This window comes from Treponema sp. OMZ 857 (genome assembly GCF_024181085.1).
Lineage (GTDB): Bacteria > Spirochaetota > Spirochaetia > Treponematales > Treponemataceae > Treponema.
The window spans coordinates 774,407-800,190 of sequence record NZ_CP051147.1 but is presented as its reverse complement, the minus strand read 5'-3'; the positions used below and the strand labels follow the sequence as shown (position 1 = coordinate 800,190).

The following is a 25,784-nucleotide window of genomic DNA, read 5'->3' as shown; positions in this document are numbered from 1 at the left end:
CAATAAAAAACGTCAATTTAAAATAGCAACGGTATTAGTGAATTTAAGAAGAACCTAAAAATGATAAGAGCCTCTAAAAGCTTCGGTTTTTAAAGATGCTCTTTATACAAGAATTTTGAGGAGGTCAAAATTTGAGCAAGCTAAAAGGTATTCTTCTGTTGCTGATCGCGGCAATTGTGATGGGATGCGCATCACAGCCTAAGCAACCGAAGGAAGAAAAACCCGTTGCAGAAACGCAGCAGGTTGAAACTGCTCCTGCGGAAGAAAAAACTGCCGAACCGCAGCAAAATGGGAAAAATAATACCGATAACGAAACAACGGTTTATTTTGCCCCGAAGACGTATAAGATTGATACGTTCACTGCGCATAAGTTGGACAGTATTGCCGAACTGTTGAAAGCGAAGAATGTAACACAGATAAAAATTGTCGGACATTGTGCAAAATTAGACAGCACAAAAGAAGAAGAAAAACTGTCGTTACAACGAGCAAATGCCGTCGCACGGTATTTTGAATCAACAGGTGCCTTTAAAGCAGGTAATATTACCATATCGGCGGAAGGGGCTGAGCACCCTGCAGGATCTCATACGGAAATTTCCGAACGGAAACACAACCGCAGAGTCGAAATTTATTATTAAAAAGGATGCGGAGTCATCTTTTATAGTATTTGGAGGTAGGATTTATGAAGAAATCACTCTTTGCCGCTGCTTTTGCGGCTCTTTGCTTCTCAGTTTGGGCACAAGTGCCTGAAACAATGAACCCTGATTATCAACGCGCGGCAATGCAATACCGCAACGGTGATAAACATTTTGTCAACAGCGATGTGTTCTTTAAGCTCAATTCGGCAGATAAAGAAACAGGTCTCGATTTTGTTGAATTCTCACTTGACGGTTCAAGCTTTATGACTTACCGCAACCCCTTCCAGATCTTGGAAGAAGGTAAACACGATATCTCATATCGCGGTTTCGACAACAGCAAAAACCTTGAAGTTGCAAAAACCCTTTCGGTAATTGTCGATAATACTGCGCCCAAAACCACACTGAATACAACTGAACCGTTATTCTACAAAGGTTTGGCTGCTTACTGTTCTGCAAATACCAAGTGGTATATTTCGGCAACCGATGATTTAACCGGTTCCGGAACTGCCGGAGCCTATATCGGTACGGATTTGGATTCTTTAGCACTCCATGGTAATGGAAAAGAAGATGAAGATGCTTATTACTCTGTAAACGAAGAAGGTGCTGCAAAGATATATTACACGGCTGTTGATAATGTCGGTAACTTAGCTCCGATCGCAGTACTCTCCGTTGTCGTTGATACGACGGCTCCCACTGTTTTTATTGAAAACAGCGATCGTCTTATCAATAAAGATGATGCATACATGATTTTCCCGAGCGCCGATGTTGTTGACGAAGAGGGACGCATTATCGTTTCTACAAAAGAATCCGTTGCGTTCGGTGCAACCGATGAGCTTTCCGGTGTGGATGCCCTGTATGTCAAAATCAATGATGCGGATTATGTTAAATATATCGAACCGCTTCATTTCTCTACCAACACTGTTTACAATATCGATGTAAAAGCAATCGATAACGTCGGTAACGTATCGGAGCCTGTGTCCTACAAATTCTATGTAGACAAGATCACTCCTGCATCAGATATAGAGGTTATAGACAGAGAGGGAAACGAACCCACGACCTGGAGCGTTCCCGCGGATGGTCAATAAATCGGATATACTGAAAATTTAACGAGGTAGCGATATGTTACCGTGCTGTTAAATGTTTAGTTAATTAAAGCGCCGGTTAATCTTGCAGATTAGCCGGTGCTTTTTTTATATACTAAAGATATTGTGCTGAAAACATAGTTAGAGTTGCTCTATAGCAGGCTATGTCGATTTTGAAGAGCCTTTTTTACCTAATTGACCGCAAGCGCCGCCGATTGTTCTGCCCCGCTTTTGCCGAACCGTTACATTTAAGTTTTCTGCCATTAAGTAATTGTAAAAAGAGCGTATTTCCGAATCAGAAGGAGTGCTGTATGGTAATTGCTGCACGGGATTCCACGGGATAAGATTGATATGCACATTGAGGTCTTCGGCAAAAGCACGTACCTGCTGCGCTGCCTTATAGGAAGTATTTACATTTTTAAGCAGAGCAAGTTCTAGGGTTACCCGCTTATCGGTTTTACCATTAAAATAGCGAATTGCCTTTTTTAATTCACTGAGCGGATTAGCCTTTGTAACGGGCATCAAGGTTGTCCGGAGCGCTTCGTCCGCAGTAGTCAGAGAAACGGCAAGACGGATATCAAGTTGTCTATCCGCAAGTTCATAAATGCCCTTACAAATACCGGAAGTGGAAAGCGTTATCCGCCGGTGCGAAAGATTTCTACCTTTTGGGTGCGTAAGAACGGCAATAGTTTTCGCAATACTGTCAAGGTTTAACAACGGTTCACCCATTCCCATAAACACGATATTATCAAGTTTACCGCAGATATTTTCCAGATGTAAAAATTGTTCCACAATTTCGTTGGGAGCAAGATTACGCAAGCAGCCGAGCTGTCCTGTTTGACAGAAAGTACAGCCCATCGGACAACCGACTTGACAGGAAACGCAGGCGGTTTTCCGCGCGGCTTTATCAAACAACAGTACCGTCTCAATACTGCTGCCGTCATACAAGCCTATGCCGAGTTTGACCGTACCGTCAGGATCTTTCAGCACGGTTTCACATACGGTATTGCGCGGCGTATATTCACTGGCAAGCCGCTCCCGCTCTTTAAGCGGAAGGTTTGTCATGTCTTCAAAAGATGAACACCCGCGCGCAATCCATTGAAAAATCTGCATAGGCTGAAACCGTTGCGGTAAATTACAGACCGCGCCAATTTCTTCCGGCAACATCCCTGAAATGGCTGTTTTTTCCGCAACGGTGTTATCGTTCTGTCCCAATCAATACGCCTTAATTTTGTAATGAAAAAAGAGTGTCGCTTACCGCTTGGTTTTTAATACCATACTGCTGGAACGCTTGCAGCACTTCAATCGCTTTTGATTTTTCGTTTGTATGGATGTAACAATCTGCAAGCTCAAGATAGATACGGTAATTTTTCCGGTCTGCCTGCAACAAATGCGTTAAGCTGGTTATCGCTTCATCATATTTTCCCTGTATCTTGCACAAAATCGCAAGACCGAGTATCGCATAGGAATCATAATCGATATCAAGCGCACGCTGATAAATTTGTTCGGCTTTGTCATAATCACCGATATGCCGATAGGCATCGCCCATACGGGTAAGAATAACCTTATTATTCGGATCTTTGTTAAGAATAGCTTCCCAATATTTTATTGAATGCTGCTGCTGCTTCATACCACGGTAGCAGTCCGCAAGACCGAACAGACCGTAAAAATTATCGGGATCTTTTTCAAGTGCTTTCTCAAAATAATAGACACCCTGATCAAATTGCTTCATCTTTCGATAACAGTTGCCGATCGATGTTAGGATTCGGATATCGACATTGTCAGGATTCTGATCAAAAATCTTTTGCCAATAAACAAGCGCTTCGCGGTATTTTTTAAAATCATAATGAAGATGCCCCAAACCGATAAGTGCATAGGGATTATTCTCTTCAATCTCAAGTACTTTTAAATAGAGCTTTTTTGAATTTTGAAAATCATGTATCTTTCGGTATGCGTCGGCAACGCGGGTAAAGACGGTGATATTTGCGTTATCATGTTCAAGATATTGTTCCCAAATTTCTATTGCCTTCGCATATAAATTCATATTCTTATAGCAGTCTGCTAATCCGAATAACGCATAATTATTCCCCGGATGGTGCCGTAAACATTCGCTGTAATATTCTGCGGCTTCTTTGCATTTATTCCGCTTCCGCGCAGCGTCCCCAAGTCCGACAAGGGCATAGTTATTATTTTCATCAAGCTCCAACATTTTTTTAAATTCAGCTTCCGCCCGATCAATTTCATTTGCTTTCAAGAAAAGATATCCCTCACGTGAAAGTTTTGTAAGTTCATCGGTTCCTTCCGCATGAGGAAGTTCTTGAGCGGGATCTAATGATGCAGGAAATAACGAGTCGGTCTGCTCGGAATAACCATTTTCAACACTTTCAAACATTTTCTACTCCTTTGGATTCAGTATCTATTAACACTCTAATGAGCCGAACAAGCGAATCAATGATCGGTTCCGATTTGCGTTTATTTTTTGCAAGGCAATACATACGAAGTGCTTCCAACGTATTTTTTTGTGCGGCGTAATAATCACCGACCCTTGTAAGACCATCCGAATAGCCGGTAGTAATAAAAATACGTTGAGCTTCGTTTATAAAGCCTTCGTTAAAGAGCTGGTTACCGCGCCGATTTAATACTACCTTTTGTTCAGAACTGAGAGGAGTGAGTGCGTTTTCAGTTACTTTAATAAAATGCTTATTATCCGATCCCATTTTACTTCGTCTTTAATAAATATTTAATACTGATGCTTCTATTTTATAAAATAGATACATTTATGACAAGCCCCCGCATTGCATCACGTTAAATCTGATTGAAGTTTTTAGAGATACCTATAGTTGTTAAGAAGAAAATAAAATATGTAAAATACATCAAAAGGCAGACAACAAATTCGCCTCCCTTTTGATGTATTTGTAAAACAGCTGGTTAAACTTTAAATTTATTAACCTCAGCTACTAAGTTTTGAATGTTTTGTTTGTTTTTTTGTGTAATTTCGTTTACTTCCTGTACGGCATTGCTGATTTGCACTGCCCCTGCTGCCATTTCATTCATACTGTCGGTAATAATCCGGGTAAGATCACTGAGCCTATGCATTTCTTCAGCAACGCCTTCACCGCCTTTCAGCATCTCTTCGGAACCCGCGCTTACTTCGACCGTTACCATATTAATCTTTTTAATTGCGGTAAGAACTTCTTGGCTACCGTTTTCTTGTTCACGCATTGCTTCGGTTAAATGGTCGCTCATCGATTTTACCTGCTCCGATAAGTTAAATATAGTATTGAATTTCTCTTCAGCGGTTCTTGAAGAATCCGAAAGCGTTTCGATTTCTCCGCTTAATATTTTCAGTGTTGCAGTTATTGCTTTACCTTGCGTTGCGGAATCTTCCGCCAGCTTTCGGATTTCGTCGGCGACAACCGCAAAGCCCTTACCTGCTTCTCCGGCATGGGCGGCCTCTATAGCGGCATTCATTGCAAGCAAGTTTGTCTGCGAAGCAATATGCTGAATAACGCTCGACGCTTCCAACAAGCCTCCCGACTCCTCTGCAATTTTCTGCGTTACGGTATTGGCGGTTGCAAGTGTTTCTTTTCCGTCTCCGGTTGCGGAGGCCAACTTTTTAATAGCACCATCAGTACTTTCAAGTGTCTTTGTAATTGAAGCAATATTTGCAACCATCTGTTCTATAGAAGAAGATGATTGTGCAACGCTTGCCGCCTGTGCTTCGATACTGGTATTCAGCTGTTTAATTGTCCGGACGATCTCTTCAATGGTTGCAGCTGTCTCGGTTACGCTTGACGCTTGCGTTAGTGCTTGTTGTTTTACACCTGCAATATTAGCGCTGATTTCGTGGATAGCGCTTGCCGTCTCAGTCATATTGGAGGCAAGTTCGCTGCCGATTTCTTCCATCGTTTCTCCGCTGGCACTGACTGCACGTACCGACACGGCAATCTTTTCTATTGTTTCATTGAAGTATGCGGATAAATTCGTTATTTCGTCATTTCCGAAGACCGGCAAACGAACGGTTAAATCTCCTTCACCGTGAGCGATATCCTGCAATGTAGCGACAACCGCCTGAATAGGATGCATCATTTTATAGGCGATAATATACACAACGATGATACTTACCACAAAGATAATAATTCCAATAAGCCAAATCCCGTTTCGCAATGCATTGACGGTACCCATAAATTCATTGACCGGAGCTTTTATAATAACGATCCACCCTGTTAACGGTATTGTCGCATAAGAGGCTATATTATTGACACCGTTATACTCATAGTATCCTACGGAAGAAACTTGCGATGCCTGAGCCTGTTTTTCAAATGCAGCAAGAGACGTAAGCGATGCGTTCGTTTTCGCCATTTCTTGTGAATTAGCATAGTTCTGAACCAACGAGAAATCTCTATGCGCGATAACAGTACCCGACGAACCTACAATATAACAATATCCACTTTGACCGACTACGATATCTTTGATGTCATCGGACAGCTGTTTCGCCGGTACCGCCGCATTTAATACGCCGATAACAGTATTAGCATTATCATAGATCGGAACGGCAAAAAGTATTTGCAGATTATTTGTTATATGTGAAAGCGCAGGCTCCATAATATAAGTTTTTCCCCGCACAGCGGCACGGAACCACTCCCGATCATTTACAATCGTAGGAGTGTCACGTGTATCATAGCGATTGCCGTGCAGATCGCATACCCCGAAGTAATCTATTTTTGCATTACGTTCCGCTTCTACAGACAGCATTTGAACTTTTTGATACAGCGTAAGACTTTCATCACGTAAGAACGGCATACGGGCAAGGCCTTCAATAAATTGCATAACAGCGGACATTTTCCCGTCTGCAATAGCCGCGATATCAGTTGCTTTATCGGTAAGGTGAACGGTAACTTTTTCTATTACCGCTTTACGAGCAGTTCTCACAGCTAAGACAGCCATCACAATACTGGCAACTAAAATCAATGCACCGAAAAGCAAAACAAGCTTATACCTAAGCGAGAAAATTCTTTTGTTTGTACTCATAAGATACCGCCTGTCATGTAACTTACTATGCTGGGGTATTATACTGTTTCCATCCATTTTGTCAAGCATCTCCTTTAGACAATAAAATTACATCAAACTACTGCATTAGAAGGTGTTTTAAAAAACAGAAATTTTTAAGGTTCCTCTCAATCAATGCCGTGGAGCACTATTCCTGTAGCAGTGAATAGCTGATATAAAATTCGCTGTTATAGTGAAGAGCTTCACGTTGTAGGATGCATAGCCGGCAGTTGCCGCTGCTATAGAGAAATGCTGATATGTTTATTTTCCCTTTTTTATCAACTTTCTCTAATAACTTTATACTGAAATACTATCACTTTACCACCAACTGTTCAAGTGATGGTGTACAAAAGTGCAACAAGACGATGGATACAGCACAAACCGAAAAATTGACATTCTAAATAATAACCGCTACAATAAGCCGCTTACCGTAATCAAGTATCTTGTGTGTAAAAATTGTTGAAGGGGTTATTCATGGCACTATTTTTCCGCGTTTGTACAGGACTGTCTTTTGTTTTTTCTCTGCTATTAGTTGTCAAGAATATGCACGGCTTAGCCTTCGCGGGGAGCATAGCCGGCATCATTTTTTCTTCAGTGCTTGTGTATTCACAATTAAAGTTAAACCGAAAGAGAACCTATATCTCACTTGTTTTTACGAGAAAGCTCTTCGATTATTGGCCGTTTGTTATGATTGCCTGCTTTGTGTGTTCCCGCGCACTTGTAGAACATTCGCCTTATATAATGGATGCCATTCTTGCACTGATGTGGTTCGGTATCGTTGTTCTGAAAGCAGTGACCGTTCATTATCTGAAAAATAAAAATTTACAAAAATATTTTCCGGATATTCAACCCATTCAAAAGAAAAAAATTCCTTCGAGCAAGGGAACGTCAATTGGCGAAATAATAAAAATCATTTTAACAGGATACCGCGGAAAAAAACCGGTTAGAGAAATAATAAAACGAGTTTTAATTGAACTGTTGGAATGGGTCGATGCTGCTTTTTACGCGATCTTTTTTGTGTTACTCATCAATATCTTTATCTTTCAAGTATACCGTATTCCAACGGAATCTATGGTGCCGCAATTTATGATCGGTGATACGGTTGTCGGCCTTAAAACTCCTTCGGGGCCCGCTTTTCCGCTTTCTTCTTTTAGACTGCCGCGATGGAAAACATATAAACGCGGCGATATTGTTATTTTCAGCAACCCGAATTACCCCGACACACCCAAGGCACAGCTTAAAACCTTTATGTCGCAGCTAGTCTATATGCTCACGCTTGCACAGGTGAATATTAACACTGATGAAAACGGCAAACCGAAACCGGATCCGTTAGTTAAGCGGATTACCGGACTCCCCGGAGAAAAACTCATGCTGGTTGACGGAATATTGTATGCTAAGCACCGCGGCGACACGGAATTTTTACCGGTAGAAGAAGATCGGCTCTATGCCAACTGGGATTTAGCAAGTCTCCCTGAATCGGAACGCCGTTTAATCAAAGATATACTCATCAGTGCCGCAGATTTGCGTGTGCTGGAATCGGTCGAAGCTCAGCGGAAAGAACTCAACTTAACCGATGCGGTAAAGCAAACAGAATCGATTGTCAATCGGCTTTCGCTTTTAAAGCATAATAAGGATACGGCAGTAGCGGCGGATTTCTTGCAGGAATCGGGATATGAGATACTCACCCTCTTCCGTGCCAATGACACGATAAGCCGCGAAATTTTAACGACCAACGGCGGGCTTGCATGGTTCCGCAGCTTTATGACGGGATGGATTCCCTACTGGCAAAGCAGCGAGGCACAACAAGCTTCATTATATGAAAAACGGTTTGCGCAGTTAAATGCGCTTATCAAACTCTGCTTCGGTAAAATCGTTATCCGCAATATCGAACTGTTCCGCGCAAACGCTACGGCAGAGCAATTTATCAACGACGAAGTACGGAATAGACTTTTGGAAGAAGCGCAAACCTACGCATTTTATCTTGCATGGACTAATCAGCGCAACATGAATGTCTTTCCTGCGGGAAAGGATGAGTACATTCCAGAAAACGCATATTTTATGATGGGCGACAACCGGTTTAATTCAACCGATATGCGCCATACCACTGGTTTTAAACTGACTTCTGTTGATAAGAACGATGCACAATCCATTCGGTTTTACAGTAATGTCGAACCGAAATATGTCCCTGCAGAAAAGATACTCGGCACCACAATACTGCGGGTATTCCCCTTCTCACGATTTGGAGCTTTATAAATGCAATTGGAACCGGCGCAAGAACAGATTAATGCATGGTTTAAAAACCTTGGTTTTCCTTCTTTATTGATGCATGAGCCGAAAGCTCATTTTGACTTTACCACTGCCTCTCGCCGTATTCTGGTAGTCGGGCCGATGGGGTCGGGAAAAACGGAATATGCGGGACACGTATGGAGGGATGCGCAAGTAGCCCGTACCAAAAGCGGCGCAGTACAAAAACTGACCAGCGGAGCAAACTCTCAAAAAGACTTGTTTGACCCTGCAAGCGGTATCGGCTCGGCGGATAGGCGATATACCTTTTTTGCACGCTACAGCTTAGATAAAGAGCGGTTCCCAGACTATCCCGATGATGCCCTCGCCTATCGCGGCGGCTATCAGCGGTGTGGAGAAAATATTGCAACAGTCGGCAATTCATTTTCACTTGAAAAACTGTTGCAAGAAAATCCGCATATCGGTACATGGATTATCGATGAAGCAGCCTTCTACGACGAACGGCTCGCGTATGTGATTAAAAAAGAAAGCGATCGGCGCGGGCTTGTATTTGTTATGCCGACCCTGCTGTTAAACTTTCGCGGTGAAATTTTTAATGCGACGGCACGGCTGCTGGTAGAAACGGCAACGGAAATATATCCGTTCTCTGCCTATTGCGAACATCCCGACTGTCTGCAAAACGGCTACAACACCTATCGGTACTACATTGTAAACGGCGTTGAATGCCCTGCGCTCTATTTTGATCCGCTGATTATTATCGGCGGAGACCGCAAAAAAGAAGATCCTTTCGAGCCGAATTACTGTACCCGCTGTGACCAGCATCATTTTTTACCCGGTAAGCAGTATACGTTCTTTACGTTAAAACCGCTCGGAATAGAAGCAAGCAGAGGAAATATGCAGCCGCTTATGCAAGAACTGGCAGCAATTCAAGATGATATGGAGCATTCCGTATTGTTTAATACGTTTAAGACCGAATATCTTGATTGTGCCAATCCTTCTCCGGAACGGATGAATGCGCTCCGTGTTCCCTGCATTGCGGAACGGGCACTCATCTTCCTGTTTGCCGAACAGAATTTGCTCTCCGCAGATCAAATGCGCACATTAGTAAAAGAGCTGCACCTAAATAAGGAATATCTTGATAAGCGGCTGTCCGATAACAAACGGCCGCTTGTGTGGAACTGAGAGTGCATCAGGCCTATGTTAGAACTACTGTAATTTTAAGTATTTATGGTTTTATAAGTAGTTTATGTTATAATTTTTATGCTATAATTGAAACATGAGTAGATTTGACACAGCTTATTTAAGCAATGATGGTTCCTATACATTATTTTCTTTTAATAAGACTCGATTAAAATTTGTAGCACCGTATTCGCTGGAAAAATATGAAAAGGTTCTCCATTGGGATAATGGTTATCTTGAAGTATTAGCTAAATATACTCATAATTCTGAACCGGAAGAAGAATATATTGATTTAATCCCAATATTAAAAAATTTATATATTGAGGCAGAAGATTTTTTATCTGCAATCAAAAAAGTTGAGGTACGATATGCCTGATTTATATAAAATTGCTCATGAAGCAGATGTCATTGATAATGGTTTTGCATTTAAAAAAATTCCCGAAGGAATAAGCGTTTTTAATCTAAATAATGGTTACGGTGCCGCAGTGTTTAAACCTGATGGGACTTTGATAGAAACAAATATGGATGATATAGAAATAGCAGCTTCAAAAAAACATTTACAAAGCTGTTTAAAATATATGGAAGATTAATATGCCGAAATATTTTTCATTTAAGGTTGCCGGGTATTATTTACGGATAAAGAATTAAGAAAGATACAGGAATTTATCAAAGAAAAATATATTCAGATGTATGAAAAATGGTGTGAATACAGTCATGAAAGTTTTTATATTGGAAAATAAGTTCTAACACCCGCTTCAACGCCGCTGTCCGTGGTGCTGTTGGCAAGTATACATCCATGTACACTTTTTCCCGACATACGTCTGTGTATGTCGGGAAAAGGCGAGTTTTGTCCAAAACTCACCCCTGATTAATACCCCGCCCATCCTTGGGCGTTTTGACGATAAGTTTTTCTGACGAAAAACTTACTTCTGTATAGAACCACCGCCATCCGTGGCGCTGTTGACCAGTGTACGTCCCTGTACGCTGGTCAACGACGAGTTTTTGCGCAGCAAAAACGTCGCTGCTATATGGAACCACCGCCATCCATGGCGGTACTGATTTTATTTTTTGGGAAGATCGCTGCGGGTTTTAATGACCTGTAAGATGAGTCCGTAAGCGGCAGCTTCGTCTGCCGAAAGCCAGTAGTCGCGGTCGGTATCTTTAGCAACGTCCGCTACATCCTTACCGGTTTCTTCGGCGATAAGCGCATTTATTTTTACGCGGATTTTTTCAATTTCTTTTGCATGGATTTCGATATCCGTCGCAACCCCTTTGATACCGGATAACGGCTGATGGATAAGGTAGTGACTATTCGGAAGCCCAAGCCGGTAGTTCTTCGGCGCCGCTAAAAGAATAAGCGCACCTGCACTGGCTACCAATCCCATACCAATCGTATAAACCGGCGGCTTAATAAACCGGATCATATCAAAAATCGCAAAACCGGCATCAACATCTCCGCCGGGAGAATCGATATACACATAAATCGGTTTTGAAGCGGAATCGGCTTCAAGGATCAAAAGCTGACGGATAACCTTTTCCGCCAGTTCTTTATTCACTTCGCCCGACAGAATAATCTGACGGGTATTCAAGAATTTTTGCATCAGCTGCTCATTCGCACTATCGTTTGTTTTTTCTTTTGACGTTTCTTCCGTGTTATAAAAAGTATTCATTCATCCACCCTTTATAAATTTACAGCATTTCTCAAAATTTAATTCGATTTTCAGAAATGCCCTAGTAATGAAAATACGGTTGCTATAAAAACCGTTGACGTACTAACATACTAAAAAAACTCGCTTTAGTACAGCGTCAACTGCATAAGTGAACTGCATCAGCTGTCAACCGCACCGGATTATTTCTACAGCCGCGGGTCGGTGGGCTCACTTTCCATAGCAAGCACGCCGAATGCACTTTCGTGAATACGCCGGAGCGGTTCTTTCCGTACAAAGCGTTCGAGCGCTTCGATACCGAGGGCAAATTCCTGGAGGGCAAGACTCCGCTTTTTTGCTAATCCCCGTTTTTTAAGCCGGGTAAGATTTTCCGACTTGCAATATTCGGGTCCGTAGATAATCCTAAGGTATTCTTTCCCGCGGCATTTTACGGCAGGCTGCAAAAGCGTACCGTCCGTACCATAAGCGGTAAATTGATACGGCTTTACCACCATGCCTTCGCCGCCCTTACCTGTAAGCTCAAGCCACCACGCTACCGCATCGGTAATTTCCGCTTCGTTGTCCAAATGCACCATTTTATACGGCGTCAGTTTAAAAAGCGTGGAATCCGCACGGCAGATCTCGGCGATCTGTTCCATGTGCCATTGGTGGGTTTTATCGGCATGAACAGCCCCCTCCGTTGCTAAAATATGGAACGGTGCAAGTTTGTAATCATCGATGCCGGTAACCTCCCAGCAATAGGCGCGGTATGCGGAAACAAATTTTTCCGCTGCCTGCTTTTTCTCTGCAAAGGTATGCAGCATCTCCTGAGCGCCTTCTATACCGCGCTGTGCCGTTACACGCAGCACGGCTTCCGCTTCCGCAAGTGCATTGAGCGCCGCAGATCCCGTTGCCGCATATTGTGCCTGAATAAGGCTTTGCGCCTTTACCGACCACGGCATCAGCTCTGCATCCAGACACACCCAATCGGTCTGATGCTTTCCCCAAAAGCCTGAGCGGGTTAAGGTATCCCGCACTTTGGTTAGAAACGCTTGTTCGGTTTCAGGCTCATTAAAAAAGTTCCGCCCCGTGCGGGTATAACAGATACCGAATCCTTCCCCGGTAATACCGAATCGGTGCGCTGCGGTCTGTTCATCTTTGCAGATAACGAGTACCGCGCGGGAACCCATGTGCTTTTCTTCGCAAACCACCGCTTGAACCCCGCGGTTTTTGTAATAGCCGATTGCTTCGGCGGGATATTCCAAGAAGCCGTCGAGTGCGCTTGTTTCGCAGGGAGACATGGTAGGCGGCAGGTAGATAAGCCACTTAGGGTTTACCGCAAACCGGCTCATCGCTTCAAGGGCGGCAATGGAGTTTTCTTGCCGAATCAAAATGTTGTTTTTCAGCCGTGTTTGAACAATCCGCCGCCCCGTTACGTCTTCTATATCGAGCACATCATCATCTTGCTGCTGCAATGACATGATTGTATTGTGTGCAGTGTTGCTGCTATCCGCTTGCAGGTTTTTCAGCGCGTTGGATGCACCGTACACTGCCGCTATATTGACCGACGGCTGTACAGCTTCGTTGCTTGCCGGAACTTCTGCGATAGCGGCTTCGTGTATCAGTGCACTTCCGGTTCTGCAGCATTCAGCCTCAAGCGGCTTCACCGGTTTGCAATACATTGTGTGCGCCGGTACCGAAACGAGTTCCTCTTCGGGGTAACGCAGCGCGGTGAGGGAGCCGCCGAAAACACAACCTGTGTCAATATCGATGGTGTTGTTCAGCCATTGTGCGGATGGTACAGGGGTATGCCCATACACAACCTTTGCACGACCGCGGTATTCCGCTGCCCAGTTGTACCGCACCGGTAAGCCGAACTCATCCGTTTCTCCGGTGGTTTCTCCATACAAACAGAACGAGCGTACCGCTCCCGAACCGCGTCCCTGCATCTCTTCTTTGAGTCCCGCATGGGCAACCACGAGCTTTCCTGCATCCAACACATAGTGACTGACAAGCCCGTACAAAAATTCTTTTACATCGTTCTTGAATGCATCGGTTTCACCTTCAAGCTGCCGGAGTGTTTCAGCCAAGCCGTGTTTTTCCTGCACTGCCTTTCCGGTGAGTTTTTTGTGGAGCTTCATATCATGGTTGCCCGGAACACAGAGCGCTGTACCGCTTCTAACCATGCTCATAACCAGTTTGAGTACGGCGGGCGATGCGGGGCCTCGGTCAATCAAATCACCTAAAAAAATGACCGTGCGGTTTTCAGGATGACTGACTTTTAACCCGTAGTTGGTGCCGTCATCTGCTGTTTTTTCTATTATATACCTGAGTTTTTGCAGCAACTCAATCAACTCTTCGTAACAGCCGTGTACATCCCCGATAATATCGAAGGGGCCATGCAGCTCAGCCTTATCGTTATAGAGCTTCTCCCGCACAATCGCGGGCACGTTATCGGCCTCTTCTTCCGACCGGAATGTGTAGAGTTTTTTAAAGCCTTCTTTTTTTATGCTCCGGAGGGAACGCTTTAAGTCCTGCAGCTGCCGCCGGATAACATGGGGCAGAACGTTCCGGTCTGTGCGTTGCTGATTTCTCGTTTCGCATAACTCCTGCGGCATATCAAAGACGATAGCAACAGGCAGTACGTGAAAGGAACGGGCAATGCTGATGAGTTTTTTCCGTGCATCGGGCTGAATATTCGTCGCATCTGCAACCGTGAGCAATCCTTTTTTCAACCGCATTGAAATAATATAGTAGAACAGTTCAAAGGCATCGTTTGAGGCTGCCTGATTATTTTCATCATTGGAAACAATACCGCGGCACGCATCCGACGAAACGATTTCATACTGGGCGAAATGTTTTTTAGCAAAGCTGCTCTTGCCTGAGCCGGAAGCGCCCACGAGCAGTACTAAGGCTGTTTTTGGTATTCTAATTTCCATACGTAAATACCGCCATTTGGGACGGTGCTCCTATGTTTTCTTCTTCTTCACCGACTGGGAAAAATGCAACCGTATAATTGTTTTCACGCGCAACCCGTTCCGCCCATGCTGCAAATTCCGAGCGGGTCCATTCAAACCGGTGATCGCTGTGCCGCACTTTTCCTGCTGAAAGATTTTCATACCGCACATTGTATTCCCGGTTCGGCGTAGTCAGCACAATGGTCTGAGGCTTTGCGTAGGTAAACAGCGATTTTTCCAACGCAGGCAAGCGGTTGGGATCGAGGTGTTCTATTACCTCAACAACGGCTGCGGCATCAAACCCGCTGAACCGTTTATCCCGATAGGTCAGTGAACTTTGAAAGAGCGAAATCCGCTCACGCTGCTTTTCAGGCATTTCTTCCCAGTGGAGTTTGTCTTGGCTTTTTTCTAATTCCGAATAAGAAACATCGGTACCGGCAATCCGGGTAAACTGCTTTTCTTTTAAGAGTAGTCTGAGCAGCTTGCCATCGCCGCAGCCTAAATCAATAACGCTTGCAGCCCCGCTCTGCTTCAATTTTTCTGCGACAAGCTTGAGCCGTATGTCATGGAGCCGCTCTTTTTTTGCTTTTTGCAGCTGAGTGTGAGCGGCAGCAGTATCTTCTATTTTCGTAAGTTCATCTTGCTCAGTCTCATCATCAGCGCTGGGTATGATGCCGTCTTCCGCTGCCTGCAGTACTTCAAAGGCGGAACGCACCAGCGATTTTAGGTTGATTAAATACCGCGAAACAATAATTTCCCGTTCAGGGTGCTGCTCACAGGGCTTCAGCATGAAAAAAGGATTTGAGCTCTAAAATTATCGTCGTAGATACAAGCGCGCTTGCCCATACTGAGCGTATCCATTTTAGAGAGCATCTTAATTCTGTTGTAGACAATTCTTCTGATAATAGCTAGGTTTTCTGCTGCATTCCGGTCAAGAACTGTGCACTCATCATCACAAAACAGGACATCTAAACACCAATGTAAGTTATTCTCTATCGCCCAATGACTGCGTACTCCCTTTGCAAATTGTTTTACATCTGTAAGACTCGTAATAAAATAGCGCCTTTCACGGCATTCTTTTCCTTTCCTTGTTACCATGCTTTCAACCATGCCGAATGCAGCAAGGTGCTTCCACTCTTTTTTATCTTCAAACCATCCTATATTGGTATCAAGGCTATATATTCGTCTCTCTATTCTCCCATGTCCTTTATCAAAGGTAGTATGGACGCTTCGAGTCGATGTTGCGGAGCTTGAGAAAAACTCCTTTACTTCCTGCTCCATAAGCGGATGATTTCCTTTAAGAGCTAGAATATAATCATTATCTTTTGCAATCTTTTTTACTATTTCTTTCTGACATAACAGTGCATCAGCGGTTATAATGGTTTCTTTTATTTTCAGTGCCTCTATGAGCTTCTTACTTATCGGTATTTCGTTTGTTTTCTCGCTGCTGCATTCCATCTGTCCGATAACGACTCCCAATTCATGGCTATAGGCGTGTAATAGATGTAATGGATCTATGCCGGCTTCTTTCAGCCCGCTTCCTCTGAGCGTTTTTCCATCTAAACTGACATAACTGCCCTCTGGAATATCAAGTTCTTCTTCTATCCAGCGGATAAATACACTTTGAAACTGTTTGGGATCTAATAGTCCCAATACCCGCCTTACCGTATCATATGAAGGCAGCCCGTTCGGCAGTTTAAGACCGATAACATCGCGCAGCCATTGTTCTTTCAGCCGGGCAAACTCTCGAATCCCATAGATGCTTCGCTCTCCGGCACTTACTCCACACATTACTACCGTCAGTATTTCACTGATCGAATGCTTTACTTTCCAGTCTTGACGACTGTCTTCTACTTGTTCAAATAATATCCCTTCCACCATAACATTACTTTACTATACTTTTCTTTCATGCTGAAGCCCTGGTGCTGCTCAAGCCAGCCCTTGCCCTTTTGCAGCAATTTTTCAACTTCATTCTGTGTGATAAAATAGTGTTTTTCGGTATCCAAAACAGGAATGAGTACATAGAGGTGGGAAAGCAATTCTTTCAGCGTCAGCGTATTTTTAAGCGTCAGGGTAAAATACTTTCCGTAGCCCCACGCGGGAAACTGCGTGTCGAGCAGGTGCCGTTCCGCTTCAACTGTGTACCCGAGCGGTTCAAAGATCCGTTTAATCAACAGTTCACCGCCCCGCGGCGCCGGCAGCACGGAAATTTTTGCGGTTAAGGCAAGCGGCATATCGATAAATTCAGGATGCTCTTTGCAGCTGCCGTTCATCGCACTCGAAAACGCCTTTGAAATTGCGCTGCTCATAAAAGAAGACGCAACATACGGCCGGTCGTTGACATACTGCCCCAGTAAAAAATCTTTCCCGGCAAAATTCTTTGCGTTGCGTACCATCCCGATGGGATCAATATCCAAAAGGAGAGCCGCTGTTACTTTTTCTTTTCTGCACTCCGGATAAAATATATATGCTGTGCCGACTGACAGCTCAGCCTGCTGTAATGTATCGGGATGCTTATGCATCAAAAAGCTTAAAGCTGCGGCATTCTCTCCTTCCGCCGTTATGGTTAATAACATAGATACTCCGTTTTCCAGTCTCTTATCGTTCGCGTTTGCTCATCAAATCCCGCACCAATCAGCACAATCTTCTTCCAGTTTTTCAAGATATAACCCCTTGAACAGCTCTTTTTGACCGAGAAAATATGCTGCTAATGTTGAGAGAAATAAGCTCTTGCCAAACCGCCGTTTCAGATTACCTCAAAAGTATCTCCACGCTGCCATTCGCTTAACGCCTGCTATTCGATTGATGCTTACTCCTCGGTAGAAGCGGCAATTTCTCCGTCGGCGAGTCTAATGCGGAGTTCACGGGCAGCTGCTGCATCCTGCGCACGGCGGAGTACAAGTCCCGTCTGCCGGTTGTAGACGATAGAATACCCTCTGTTGAGAATTTCTTGCGGGTTTGCCCCTTCAATGGTACGGGTCAGCAAGGCGAGCCGGTGCTTTGTGTCAGTCAGCCGCGCCTGCATTGTGTACAGCAGATTTTCTTTCGCATCGTCAAGGCGCATTAAAAGCGGCTGCTCGATACGGCGGAATTTCATTTCAAGCGACTCCGGTGTAAACCCTTTAATCGTAAGCCGTATTCTTTCCAAAGCGCTGCCGATACTACGCAGCATATCGGATTGTATTTGAGTAATGGTATCGGTAATTTCATCCAAGACCGGTACGGCAAGTTCGGCGGCGGCAGACGGCGTAGGCGCGCGTACATCCGCTGCAAAATCAGTAAGCGCCCAGTCAATTTCGTGCCCGACTGCGCTGATAACAGGAATATCCGAAGCGGCTACAGCACGGACAACAGCCTCATCGGAGAAGGGCAACAGGTCTTCCAAGGAGCCGCCGCCTCTTCCGATAATGATAAGCTCTCCAAGCTTATACCGATTGGCGGTTTCCAGCTGACGAGCTAACACAGGAGCCGCCTCCGCTCCCTGCACGGGAGCGGGAAGCACGGTAACACTTACCGTGCGGTTCCTGCGCGAAAGTACCGTGAGGATATCGCGCAGGGCGGCGCCCGTTGGGCTGGTAATCACGGCGATACGGAGCGGAAAAAACGGCAACGGGCGCTTCCTGTCTCGGTCAAAAAGGCCTTCGCGCGCAAGTTTCTGCTTCCGCTCTTCCAGCATTTTCAGAATAGCGCCTTCTCCGGCAAGCTCCATCGTTTCGACGATTATCTGGTACGAACCACGCTGCTCATATACCGACAGCGAACCTGATACGATAACCTTGAGTCCGTCTTTCGGCTCAAAGCCGAGCGTCCATGTTCGGCCTTTAAACATTACCGCTTGCAATGCGGCTTTTTCATCTTTTAGGGTAAAATAGAGGTGCCCGGTGCTTGAAGGGCGGCAGTTGGAAATCTCCCCCGCAATACGGAGGGAGGAAAAATTTTGCTCAAAAAGCGATTTGATAATGCCGGTAATCTCTTGTATCGAATATACGTGATCCATACCGGCATCATATCATAATATTATAAAAAATCTACGCTGTAACAAACCTACTTAAACAACGAGCGGGGAACAACAATTTCCGGCATACCGGAAGCATACGGCCCGACTTGGTATTGACTAAAGACAATGCGGACGGAATTTTTTTCAAGCTTAAAGACCGCAAAATTTTCTTTTGTAGGTTCCGTGCCTCTGTTAATCCAATCTTCGTCGGAGCTAAAGGTCTTCTTTTGAACTTGAGCATTCAGCTGTTTACGTGCCTCAGTTGAAAGAGCTGCAAGCCAGTCTTTTTTTGCCGGTTGCAAAGCTTCTTCCAATGAAAGCAGTTTCTTTGTTTGCTTGCTGTAGGTTATCGGAATAAGAGTGGTGCTGCCATGTGCTGCGCCGCCGGCATATTGATAGACAGTTAAGAGAAAACTGATATGCTTAGAATCTTCGTATACCGAGCTGCTGTCGATATTGAATTGAAAACCTTGCGGATAGGCGGGCGCTTCCGCAGAAAAGAATTCGCTGTTAAAGGCTTCAAGTGCCTTCTGAACAACATCGGAAACTTGGGCATTGAGAAGAGGTTCTTTTTCAAAAACGGGATAGTCGATGTCGGCCTCATAGCTGATTCCCTGCTTCTTGTTTTTATCTTTATCCTTCGCATAGACAGCAAACGCCAAGCAGCATAGCACCAAAATAAAACCGACTGTTGCACTTATACGTAAAGTGCGGCTAAAATTCTTCATATTATTCTCCTGTAAGGTTGTTAATCGTGTGTACCGTACTCATAGGGAGTCCTTACGGCTTTCTCTCCTTTTCATGCATATTGTACACATGATATCTAAAACATCCGTAAGATATAAAAGGTTACCGCAGATCAAACGCATTAGGTTGTTTTTTTAACAACCCGCTGACAACCATATTGAGTCCGGCTGGTATTTAAAGTAAACTACCGCTATGGCAGGAAATACATTCGGAACGATCTTTACAGTTACTACCTTCGGCGAAAGCCACGGAGCCGCAATCGGCGTTGTCGTCGATGGGTGCCCCGCCGGTGTTCCGCTGGAGCTTGAAGATTTTACCGCTGCGTTTAATACGGCACGGCCTTCGGGTACTTTTGAAACCGCGCGGCGGGAACCGAATATACCCGAAATCCTTTCCGGCGTATTTGAAGGCAAAACCCTCGGAACGCCGATTGCGGTGCTTTTGCGCAACGCCGATGCGCGTCCGCATGACTACGAAGCACTAAAAGACATATACCGTCCCGGTCATGCGGATTTTGCCTACGAGGCAAAATACCGACGCCGCGACTGGCGCGGCGGCGGACGCGCATCGGGGCGTGAGGCTGCTGCACGGATTGCCGCCGGTGTTATCGCAAAAAAAGTGCTGGCACATTGTTCGATACCGTATTCTGTGCAGTATACGGCGTGCAAGGCTGACGGTAAACTGCTGGACGGCACATCCGCTGACGGAGAAAACCGCCCACAGCATGGCACCAGCCTTCCAATCACCATTGAAACTTCAGCAATAGAAATTGCAGGTATCCCCTGTAACCCAATCTCTGCAACGGATGAACTCCCTTCGGAAATAAATAGTAAACTCGCAGCTATTAAACAGGCAGGTGATTCCGCCGGAGCTATTGTACAATGTACGGTACGGAATGTTCCCGCCGGCCTCGGCGAGCCGGTCTTTGATAAGCTTGAAGCAGAACTTGCAAAGGCGGTGCTTTCCATCGGCGGCGTTAAGGGCATTGCATTCGGTGCAGGCTTTCAGCTGGCGCGTATGTCCGGTTCGGAAGCAAACGCTCTCGATAAAAATCATCACGGGGGAATTGCCGGCGGTATCTCCGACGGAAAAGATATTGTATTTCAGGCAGTCATAAAACCGGTGCCTTCAATCGCGCAAAAACAGATAATGGAAACCGCAAGCGGAGACCGCATAAGTCATGCTATTACGGGACGGCATGATGTCTGCCTCTATCGGCGGGTTATGCCCGTTATCGACGCGATGGTTGCCATTGTGCTTGCGGATATGATGCTTCGGCAAGGAGCAGCTCAAATCTTAAAAGTTTAATTAAATCGATATCGGATTGTAGCACTATTGAATTGTAGTGTCGTAGTAAATAATGAGAAAGATAAAATGGACGATACTGGGTTTGAACCAGTGACTTCTACCGTGTGAAGGTAGCACTCTACCGCTGAGTTAATCGTCCTTTACGAAACAACGGAGCGAATGTAGCATATTTTCGGGGTTTAGGCAAGCGTTTAAAATATTCCTGTTGCGGTTGCCCTTTCCTATCAATGTGCCCGTGTAATGCTCATTTCTTGTGAACTCTTGTAACGTATTTTGCATCTTGTTATAATATTTCAGTAATATATTTCACACGAAGGAGTTGCGAATGAAACCGCTATTACATATAGAAAATTTACATCTATCGGTGAATGAAAAGCCGATTTTGCATAATTTGAACTTGACCATCAACGCAGGCGAGGTACACGTGGTTATGGGGCCGAACGGCGCCGGAAAATCCACGCTTGCTGCAGCGATTGTCGGGAATCCCGTCTTTCAGGTAAATCAGGGTTCAATTTTCTTTAATGGAGAATTACTCAATGATCTGCCCGTTTTTGAGCGGGCGCGGAAAGGTATCTTTCTTTCTTTTCAAAATCCCGAAGAAATTCCGGGCTTAAAAGTAGAAGAATTTCTCCGCGCTGCAAAGGAAGCCGTCACCGGTAAAAAAATCCCGGCGCTCACCTTTCATAAAGAACTGATGCGTTTAATGCAAACGCTCAGCATCAATCCCGAGTATGCAGACCGCAGTTTGAATGTGGGCTTCTCCGGAGGCGAAAAAAAGAAGAACGAAATATTACAGCTCGCGGTGCTCCAACCCAAGCTCGCTATTCTGGACGAAACGGATTCAGGTTTGGATATCGATGCCACCAGAATTGTATTTGAGGGCGTTGCAAAACTGAAAACGTCGGATATGGGTATTTTAATTATCACTCACCATAGCAAGGTACTCGACTATCTTAAACCCGATCATGTACATGTCTTAATTAACGGTTCGCTGGCAAAAAGCGGCGGTATCGAGTTGGTAGAGCATATTCAAAAGCACGGATACGCAGGGATGTAGGAGCGGCTATGAGTAATGATTTTAGAGATTCCCGCTCGCCCCTGTTCCAAACGCGGAAGCGCACCTTCATCTCCGATATTGAGCGGGGCATTTACGATATAAAGGATAAAATCGATTATCAGTATTCCACCGGTGTCGGTTTGAACGAAGACGTGGTGCGGAAGATTTCCGCCCGCAAGCTGGAACCCAAGTGGATGCTTGACCTCAGGCTGCAATCTTTGCAGTATTTTTTTGAACGGCCGATGCCGGACTGGGGCGCCGATATTTCCGACCTCAATATTCAAGAGATTATCCATTATATAGTTTCGGACGAAAAGCCGATGGCGACCGACTGGGATCAGGTACCGGAAGAGATTAAGCAAACCTTTGACCGGCTCGGTATTCCCAAAGCGGAGCAAACCTCGCTGGCGGGCGTCGGCGCGCAGTATGATTCCGAAGTGGTATATCACAGCTTACAGAAAAACCTTGCAGACCAAGGGGTTGTGTACCTCGATATGGAATCGGCGGTACTGCGTTACGGTGATCTTGTCCGCGAGCATTTTATGAAGCTGATAAAGCCCAACGATCATAAGTTTGCCGCGCTGCACGGTGCGGTATGGTCGGGCGGCTCGTTTGTGTATGTACCCAAGGGCGTCAAGGTCGAACTCCCGCTGCAATCTTATTTCAGACTGAACGCGAACCAATCAGGGCAGTTTGAACACACGCTGATTATCGTCGATGAAGGCGCTTATCTGCACTTTATCGAAGGATGCAGCGCACCTAAGTACTATAAAAATGCACTCCACGCGGGCGCCGTCGAGCTGTATGTTGGCAAAAAGGCGACCATGCGCTATTCCACTATTGAAAACTGGTCGCGGAACCTCTACAACCTGAACACCAAACGGGCAATCGTAGAAGAAGACGGCGCTATCGAATGGGTGTCCGGCTCGTTCGGCTCGCGCGTAACAATGCTCTATCCTATGAGTATTTTGAAAGGTGACCGCTCGCGCTCCGAGTTTACCGGCGTTACCTTCGCTTCCGCAGGGCAGTGTCTCGACACCGGTACTAAAACTGTCCATATCGGAAAGAACACCGTGTCCGAAATGCACTCGCGCTCTATTGCGAAAAACGGCGGCGAATCCAACTACCGCGGCTTGCTGGTTATCGGTAAGGATGCAACCGGCGCGAAGGCGCTCGCCGAATGCGAATCCCTGATGCTGGATAACGAGTCCCGCACCGACACCATCCCGATTATCGAAAACCATACCGACGATGCCGACATCGGACACGAAGCAAAGATCGGACGCATTAGCGATTCGATGATTCTGTACCTAATGCAGCGCGGCCTCGACGAAGCGACGGCTAAATCCTTGATTATCAAAGGCTTTGTCGAACCGATCTCCAAAGAGCTTCCGCTCGAATATGCCGTCGAGCTGAATAACCTTATTTCCATTGAGCTGGAGGGGACGATAGGCTGATGAGAAACGACAACTATTTTAAACGGCTCGATTACCATATACAGGATGTACCGGTGGCTCCTTTTTCCGGTATCTTTTTTCATACGGAATCTAAGACTGCGCAGTATCTGCCGATTGAAGACTTCCTCAAAACATGCAGTGCGGAGCAGGTTGCAAAAATATTCAACACCGAAAAGTCTCCGCGCGAAAAAAACTGCGGACTGGGAAAGCGTTTTACCGATGAGGTGCAGGCAAAGCGGAACAGCGGCTTTTACCTCAAAATTGAAGCTGATAAAGCTGAATACGCTAAGAACAGACCCGAAGCGATGCAGGACTTTTTCGTGCGCTTCACCGTTGACGCGGCTCATTCCGTATTGTTTGACCAGAGCTATATCGACATAGCGGATAACGCTGCGGCGCGGCTCATCCTGTACTTCGATACCGACGAAAAATCCCCCGCGCTGCAATCGTATCGGAACGGACTTATCAGTATTCGTGTCGGGAAACATGCCGCAGTCGAAATTATCAAAATTCAGAACTTTGCAGACACCGCGCTCAACTTTGAAACGGTGCGGATGGATGTCGGCGAAAGAGCACGGGTAACCGTTCACGACATACAGCTCGGTTCGCAAAAAAGCGGTGTGTCCTATTCTTCCTATATGCAGGAAGATTGGGCGGAAGTGTATATCTTCCCGCTGTACTTTGTCGATAAAACGCGCCGGATGGATCTTGAACATAATCTGATTATCAACGGTAAGAGTACGCTGTCGGAGATAAAAGCCCGCGGTGCGCTGAAAAACGAGGCGCATAAGGTTTTCCGCGGCAATATTTTCTTGAATAAGGGCTGCTCAGCCTCCGTCGCTCGCTTTGCGGATAACAGTATCATGCTCGATAAAAATGCCGTCGGCGCGAGCATCCCGACTATCTTCTGCGATGAAGATGACGTTATCGGGGAGCATGCCGCGAGCTTTGCCGCCATCGATAAAGAAAAACTCTACTATTTAATGAGCCGCGGCTTCGACGAGCTCAGCGCAAAAAAGCTGATTATCGACGCTGCATTCCGCCCCGTCTTTAATAGTATTCCTGATGAGGCAATACGGAACCGGCTCAACGCAGAATTTGATGCACGCCTATCAACGCAGATTCAGGCGCAAGCGGATAAAACGGCTGCATTCAAAATTGGAACGGCGACATCCGGCACCGAAACAGCGGCGTCAGACAGTGCTCAAAGCAAAATGGGAGCGGCACATGTATAAGCAATACTTCCCGTTGCTGCAAAATCGGAATATTCACTATTTGGATGCTGCTGCAACTGCGCAGCGTCCGCAGGCAGTGCTCGACGGCGTACAGGCGTACTACACCCGCAGCAACGGAAACGCAGGGCGCGGCTCCCATACCCTTGCGATGGAATCCTCCGCACTGATTGAAGCTGCCCGCACTGCGGTAAGCGGTTTTATCGGCGCCGACGATTCCGGCGAGGTCATTTTTACCAAGAATGCGACCGAATCGCTCAATATTATTGCATACTGTTACGGATTAGAGCAGCTCCATGCCGGCGATGAAATAATCATTTCGATTGCAAACCATCACGCAAATCTTATTCCGTGGCAGTTCGTTGCACGGAAAACCGGCGCCGCGCTGCGGTATGTCTACCTTGATGAACACGGCAACTTCGACATGGCGGGTTTTAAAACCCTGCTCGGCAGCCGCACCAAGATTGTAGCGGTAACCGCCGCCGTCAATACCACCGGCGTTGTCTTTCCGGTACAGGAAATCATCACGGAAGCGCATAAGTACGGCGCCGTCGCTGTTATCGATGCGGCTCAGTCCATCGCGCACTTTCCGCATGATGTTGCGGCATGGGATTGCGACTTTCTCGCATTTTCGGGGCACAAGCTCTATGCGGAGTTCGGCGCCGGAGTGCTGTATGCCAAGCGCACGCTTATCGAAAAAATGCCGCCCTTCCTTTACGGCGGCAGCATGATTGAATTCGTCGGCGAGCAAACCAGCGAATTTAAAGCGGGCGGTGCAAAGTACGAAGGCGGCACCTTAGATGCCGCTGCGATTCATTCTTTACAGTTGAGTATCGACTTTTTGAAAAAGCTTGGACTTGAGGAAATACATCGTTATGCGGAAGGATTACACCGCTCACTCTTAACTACTTTAAAAAGCCTCGACTTTGTAGAAGCGTACTATACTGATGCGCAGCGGCGGGTACCAACCGTCGCCTTTAACGTTAAAGACGTCCATTCGCACGACACTGCGTATATTCTGGATGAACAAGGCGTTATGGTCAGAAGCGGACACCACTGCACGCAGCCGCTGATGGACTACATGGGTATCAACTCCTGCTGCCGCGCAAGCCTCGGTATCTACAACACGCAGGAAGACATCAATGCCCTCGCTGCTGCCCTCAAAAAAGTGTACGAAATCTTTAAGCGATAGAT

The 25,784-nt window shown here is 45.7% G+C and carries 22 protein-coding genes, 1 tRNA gene and 1 pseudogene; 11 read left to right on the top strand and 13 right to left on the bottom strand.

Annotation, left to right across the window (positions count from 1 at the left end; translation table 11 throughout):
- Positions 1-131 precede the first annotated feature (131 nt).
- Positions 132-635: an OmpA family protein gene (locus E4N66_RS03730; RefSeq protein ID WP_253729010.1), complete on the top strand. Its 504-nt coding sequence runs from the start codon at positions 132-134 to the stop codon at positions 633-635.
- A gap of 44 nt (positions 636-679) precedes the next feature.
- Positions 680-1,720, top strand: a complete 1,041-nt coding sequence (locus tag E4N66_RS03725; protein WP_253729009.1) for an OmpL47-type beta-barrel domain-containing protein — start codon at positions 680-682, stop codon at positions 1,718-1,720.
- Between the two features lie 159 nt (positions 1,721-1,879).
- Here E4N66_RS03725 and rlmN read toward each other — a convergent pair whose 3' ends face one another.
- From rlmN to E4N66_RS03705, 4 genes are all read right to left on the bottom strand, one after another.
- Positions 1,880-2,884, bottom strand: coding sequence for a dual-specificity RNA methyltransferase RlmN (gene rlmN, locus E4N66_RS03720; protein WP_253729425.1), 1,005 nt, complete (start codon positions 2,882-2,884; stop codon positions 1,880-1,882).
- 58 nt (positions 2,885-2,942) lie between these two features.
- The gene (locus E4N66_RS03715) at positions 2,943-4,109 is read right to left on the bottom strand and encodes a tetratricopeptide repeat protein (protein WP_044015470.1); all 1,167 of its coding nucleotides are present in this window, start codon (positions 4,107-4,109) and stop codon (positions 2,943-2,945) included.
- A complete protein-coding gene (locus E4N66_RS03710; protein WP_044015468.1) occupies positions 4,102-4,434 on the bottom strand; it encodes a hypothetical protein in 333 nt (110 codons plus the stop codon). The genes E4N66_RS03715 and E4N66_RS03710 overlap by 8 nt, the downstream gene beginning before the upstream one ends.
- 211 nt (positions 4,435-4,645) lie before the next feature.
- The gene (locus E4N66_RS03705) at positions 4,646-6,748 is read right to left on the bottom strand and encodes a methyl-accepting chemotaxis protein (RefSeq protein WP_253729008.1); all 2,103 of its coding nucleotides are present in this window, start codon (positions 6,746-6,748) and stop codon (positions 4,646-4,648) included.
- A gap of 492 nt (positions 6,749-7,240) precedes the next feature.
- Here E4N66_RS03705 and lepB point away from each other — a divergent pair, with 492 nt between their 5' ends.
- The 4 genes from lepB to E4N66_RS03685 all read left to right on the top strand — a co-directional run bounded on the left by lepB (position 7,241) and on the right by E4N66_RS03685 (position 10,779).
- Entirely contained in the window at positions 7,241-9,019 is a 1,779-nt protein-coding gene (gene lepB / locus E4N66_RS03700; protein WP_253729007.1) for a signal peptidase I, read from the top strand.
- Entirely contained in the window at positions 9,020-10,192 is a 1,173-nt protein-coding gene (locus E4N66_RS03695; RefSeq protein ID WP_253729006.1) for a thymidine kinase, read from the top strand.
- A gap of 94 nt (positions 10,193-10,286) precedes the next feature.
- Positions 10,287-10,565 (top strand): DUF7724 family protein, encoded by a 279-nt coding sequence (locus E4N66_RS03690; protein ID WP_253672813.1) that lies wholly within the window; start codon positions 10,287-10,289, stop codon positions 10,563-10,565.
- Positions 10,558-10,779 carry a DUF7723 family protein gene (locus E4N66_RS03685; protein WP_253672815.1) on the top strand — a complete coding sequence of 74 codons (222 nt, stop codon included), beginning with the start codon at positions 10,558-10,560 and terminating at the stop codon, positions 10,777-10,779. The genes E4N66_RS03690 and E4N66_RS03685 overlap by 8 nt, the downstream gene beginning before the upstream one ends.
- A 471-nt stretch (positions 10,780-11,250) precedes the next feature.
- Here the strand turns inward: E4N66_RS03685 and E4N66_RS03680 are convergent, their stop codons facing one another.
- The 8 genes and pseudogenes from E4N66_RS03680 to E4N66_RS03645 all read right to left on the bottom strand — a co-directional run bounded on the left by E4N66_RS03680 (position 11,251) and on the right by E4N66_RS03645 (position 19,517).
- Positions 11,251-11,859, bottom strand: coding sequence for an ATP-dependent Clp protease proteolytic subunit (locus tag E4N66_RS03680; protein WP_253729005.1), 609 nt, complete (start codon positions 11,857-11,859; stop codon positions 11,251-11,253).
- 185 nt (positions 11,860-12,044) lie between these two features.
- Positions 12,045-14,774, bottom strand: a complete 2,730-nt coding sequence (locus tag E4N66_RS03675) for a polynucleotide kinase-phosphatase (RefSeq protein WP_253729004.1) — start codon at positions 14,772-14,774, stop codon at positions 12,045-12,047.
- The gene (locus tag E4N66_RS03670) at positions 14,764-15,582 is read right to left on the bottom strand and encodes a 3' terminal RNA ribose 2'-O-methyltransferase Hen1 (protein WP_253729003.1); all 819 of its coding nucleotides are present in this window, start codon (positions 15,580-15,582) and stop codon (positions 14,764-14,766) included. The genes E4N66_RS03675 and E4N66_RS03670 overlap by 11 nt, the downstream gene beginning before the upstream one ends.
- Positions 15,576-16,673 (bottom strand): ISAs1 family transposase, encoded by a 1,098-nt coding sequence (locus E4N66_RS03665; RefSeq protein WP_253729002.1) that lies wholly within the window; start codon positions 16,671-16,673, stop codon positions 15,576-15,578. The genes E4N66_RS03670 and E4N66_RS03665 overlap by 7 nt, the downstream gene beginning before the upstream one ends.
- On the bottom strand, positions 16,643-17,368 hold the full coding sequence (locus tag E4N66_RS03660; RefSeq protein ID WP_253729001.1) for a hypothetical protein: 726 nt from the start codon (positions 17,366-17,368) through the stop codon (positions 16,643-16,645). The genes E4N66_RS03665 and E4N66_RS03660 overlap by 31 nt, the downstream gene beginning before the upstream one ends.
- A gap of 60 nt (positions 17,369-17,428) precedes the next feature.
- A pseudogene (locus E4N66_RS03655) lies at positions 17,429-17,542 on the bottom strand (AAA family ATPase); the annotation flags it as partial.
- Positions 17,543-17,601: 59 nt separating this feature from the next.
- The gene (gene xseA / locus E4N66_RS03650; protein WP_253729000.1) at positions 17,602-18,789 is read right to left on the bottom strand and encodes an exodeoxyribonuclease VII large subunit; all 1,188 of its coding nucleotides are present in this window, start codon (positions 18,787-18,789) and stop codon (positions 17,602-17,604) included.
- Positions 18,790-18,836: 47 nt separating this feature from the next.
- Positions 18,837-19,517 carry a DUF3298 and DUF4163 domain-containing protein gene (locus E4N66_RS03645; RefSeq protein ID WP_253728999.1) on the bottom strand — a complete coding sequence of 227 codons (681 nt, stop codon included), beginning with the start codon at positions 19,515-19,517 and terminating at the stop codon, positions 18,837-18,839.
- 211 nt (positions 19,518-19,728) lie between these two features.
- Between E4N66_RS03645 and aroC the strand changes: the two genes are divergently transcribed.
- Positions 19,729-20,844 (top strand): chorismate synthase, encoded by a 1,116-nt coding sequence (aroC, locus tag E4N66_RS03640; protein WP_253728998.1) that lies wholly within the window; start codon positions 19,729-19,731, stop codon positions 20,842-20,844.
- A gap of 67 nt (positions 20,845-20,911) precedes the next feature.
- On the opposite strand, the gene E4N66_RS03635 is transcribed toward aroC, so the two are convergent.
- Positions 20,912-20,983, bottom strand: a tRNA-Val gene (locus tag E4N66_RS03635).
- Positions 20,984-21,169: 186 nt separating this feature from the next.
- Here E4N66_RS03635 and sufC point away from each other — a divergent pair.
- From sufC to E4N66_RS03615, 4 genes are read left to right on the top strand one after another with little or no spacing between them, the layout of a single operon-like run.
- Positions 21,170-21,901 (top strand): Fe-S cluster assembly ATPase SufC, encoded by a 732-nt coding sequence (gene sufC, locus E4N66_RS03630; protein ID WP_253728997.1) that lies wholly within the window; start codon positions 21,170-21,172, stop codon positions 21,899-21,901.
- An 8-nt stretch (positions 21,902-21,909) separates the two neighbouring features.
- Positions 21,910-23,358: a Fe-S cluster assembly protein SufB gene (sufB, locus tag E4N66_RS03625; protein WP_253672833.1), complete on the top strand. Its 1,449-nt coding sequence runs from the start codon at positions 21,910-21,912 to the stop codon at positions 23,356-23,358.
- Positions 23,358-24,593, top strand: coding sequence for a Fe-S cluster assembly protein SufD (sufD, locus tag E4N66_RS03620; RefSeq protein ID WP_253728996.1), 1,236 nt, complete (start codon positions 23,358-23,360; stop codon positions 24,591-24,593). The genes sufB and sufD overlap by 1 nt, the downstream gene beginning before the upstream one ends.
- Entirely contained in the window at positions 24,586-25,782 is a 1,197-nt protein-coding gene (locus tag E4N66_RS03615; RefSeq protein ID WP_253728995.1) for a SufS family cysteine desulfurase, read from the top strand. The genes sufD and E4N66_RS03615 overlap by 8 nt, the downstream gene beginning before the upstream one ends.
- The last annotated feature ends 2 nt before the right edge of the window (positions 25,783-25,784 follow it).

Bases quoted from the DNA above. Each gene is read 5' to 3' on its own strand.
- E4N66_RS03670 (WP_253729003.1), bottom strand. From the start codon at position 15,582: ATGCTGAAGCCCTGTGAGCAGCACCCTGAACGGGAAATTATTGTTTCG.
- E4N66_RS03685 (WP_253672815.1), top strand. From the start codon at position 10,558: ATGCCTGATTTATATAAAATTGCTCATGAAGCAGATGTCATTGATAAT.
- sufC (WP_253728997.1), top strand. From the start codon at position 21,170: ATGAAACCGCTATTACATATAGAAAATTTACATCTATCGGTGAATGAA.
- E4N66_RS03665 (WP_253729002.1), bottom strand. From the start codon at position 16,673: ATGGTGGAAGGGATATTATTTGAACAAGTAGAAGACAGTCGTCAAGAC.
- rlmN (WP_253729425.1), bottom strand. From the start codon at position 2,884: ATGTTGCCGGAAGAAATTGGCGCGGTCTGTAATTTACCGCAACGGTTT.
- E4N66_RS03690 (WP_253672813.1), top strand. From the start codon at position 10,287: ATGAGTAGATTTGACACAGCTTATTTAAGCAATGATGGTTCCTATACA.
- xseA (WP_253729000.1), bottom strand. From the start codon at position 18,789: ATGGATCACGTATATTCGATACAAGAGATTACCGGCATTATCAAATCG.
- E4N66_RS03660 (WP_253729001.1), bottom strand. From the start codon at position 17,368: ATGTTATTAACCATAACGGCGGAAGGAGAGAATGCCGCAGCTTTAAGC.
- sufB (WP_253672833.1), top strand. From the start codon at position 21,910: ATGAGTAATGATTTTAGAGATTCCCGCTCGCCCCTGTTCCAAACGCGG.
- E4N66_RS03725 (WP_253729009.1), top strand. From the start codon at position 680: ATGAAGAAATCACTCTTTGCCGCTGCTTTTGCGGCTCTTTGCTTCTCA.
- aroC (WP_253728998.1), top strand. From the start codon at position 19,729: ATGGCAGGAAATACATTCGGAACGATCTTTACAGTTACTACCTTCGGC.
- E4N66_RS03715 (WP_044015470.1), bottom strand. From the start codon at position 4,109: ATGTTTGAAAGTGTTGAAAATGGTTATTCCGAGCAGACCGACTCGTTA.
- E4N66_RS03645 (WP_253728999.1), bottom strand. From the start codon at position 19,517: ATGAAGAATTTTAGCCGCACTTTACGTATAAGTGCAACAGTCGGTTTT.
- E4N66_RS03680 (WP_253729005.1), bottom strand. From the start codon at position 11,859: ATGAATACTTTTTATAACACGGAAGAAACGTCAAAAGAAAAAACAAAC.
- E4N66_RS03615 (WP_253728995.1), top strand. From the start codon at position 24,586: ATGTATAAGCAATACTTCCCGTTGCTGCAAAATCGGAATATTCACTAT.
- E4N66_RS03710 (WP_044015468.1), bottom strand. From the start codon at position 4,434: ATGGGATCGGATAATAAGCATTTTATTAAAGTAACTGAAAACGCACTC.
- E4N66_RS03705 (WP_253729008.1), bottom strand. From the start codon at position 6,748: ATGAGTACAAACAAAAGAATTTTCTCGCTTAGGTATAAGCTTGTTTTG.
- sufD (WP_253728996.1), top strand. From the start codon at position 23,358: ATGAGAAACGACAACTATTTTAAACGGCTCGATTACCATATACAGGAT.
- lepB (WP_253729007.1), top strand. From the start codon at position 7,241: ATGGCACTATTTTTCCGCGTTTGTACAGGACTGTCTTTTGTTTTTTCT.
- E4N66_RS03675 (WP_253729004.1), bottom strand. From the start codon at position 14,774: ATGGAAATTAGAATACCAAAAACAGCCTTAGTACTGCTCGTGGGCGCT.
- E4N66_RS03695 (WP_253729006.1), top strand. From the start codon at position 9,020: ATGCAATTGGAACCGGCGCAAGAACAGATTAATGCATGGTTTAAAAAC.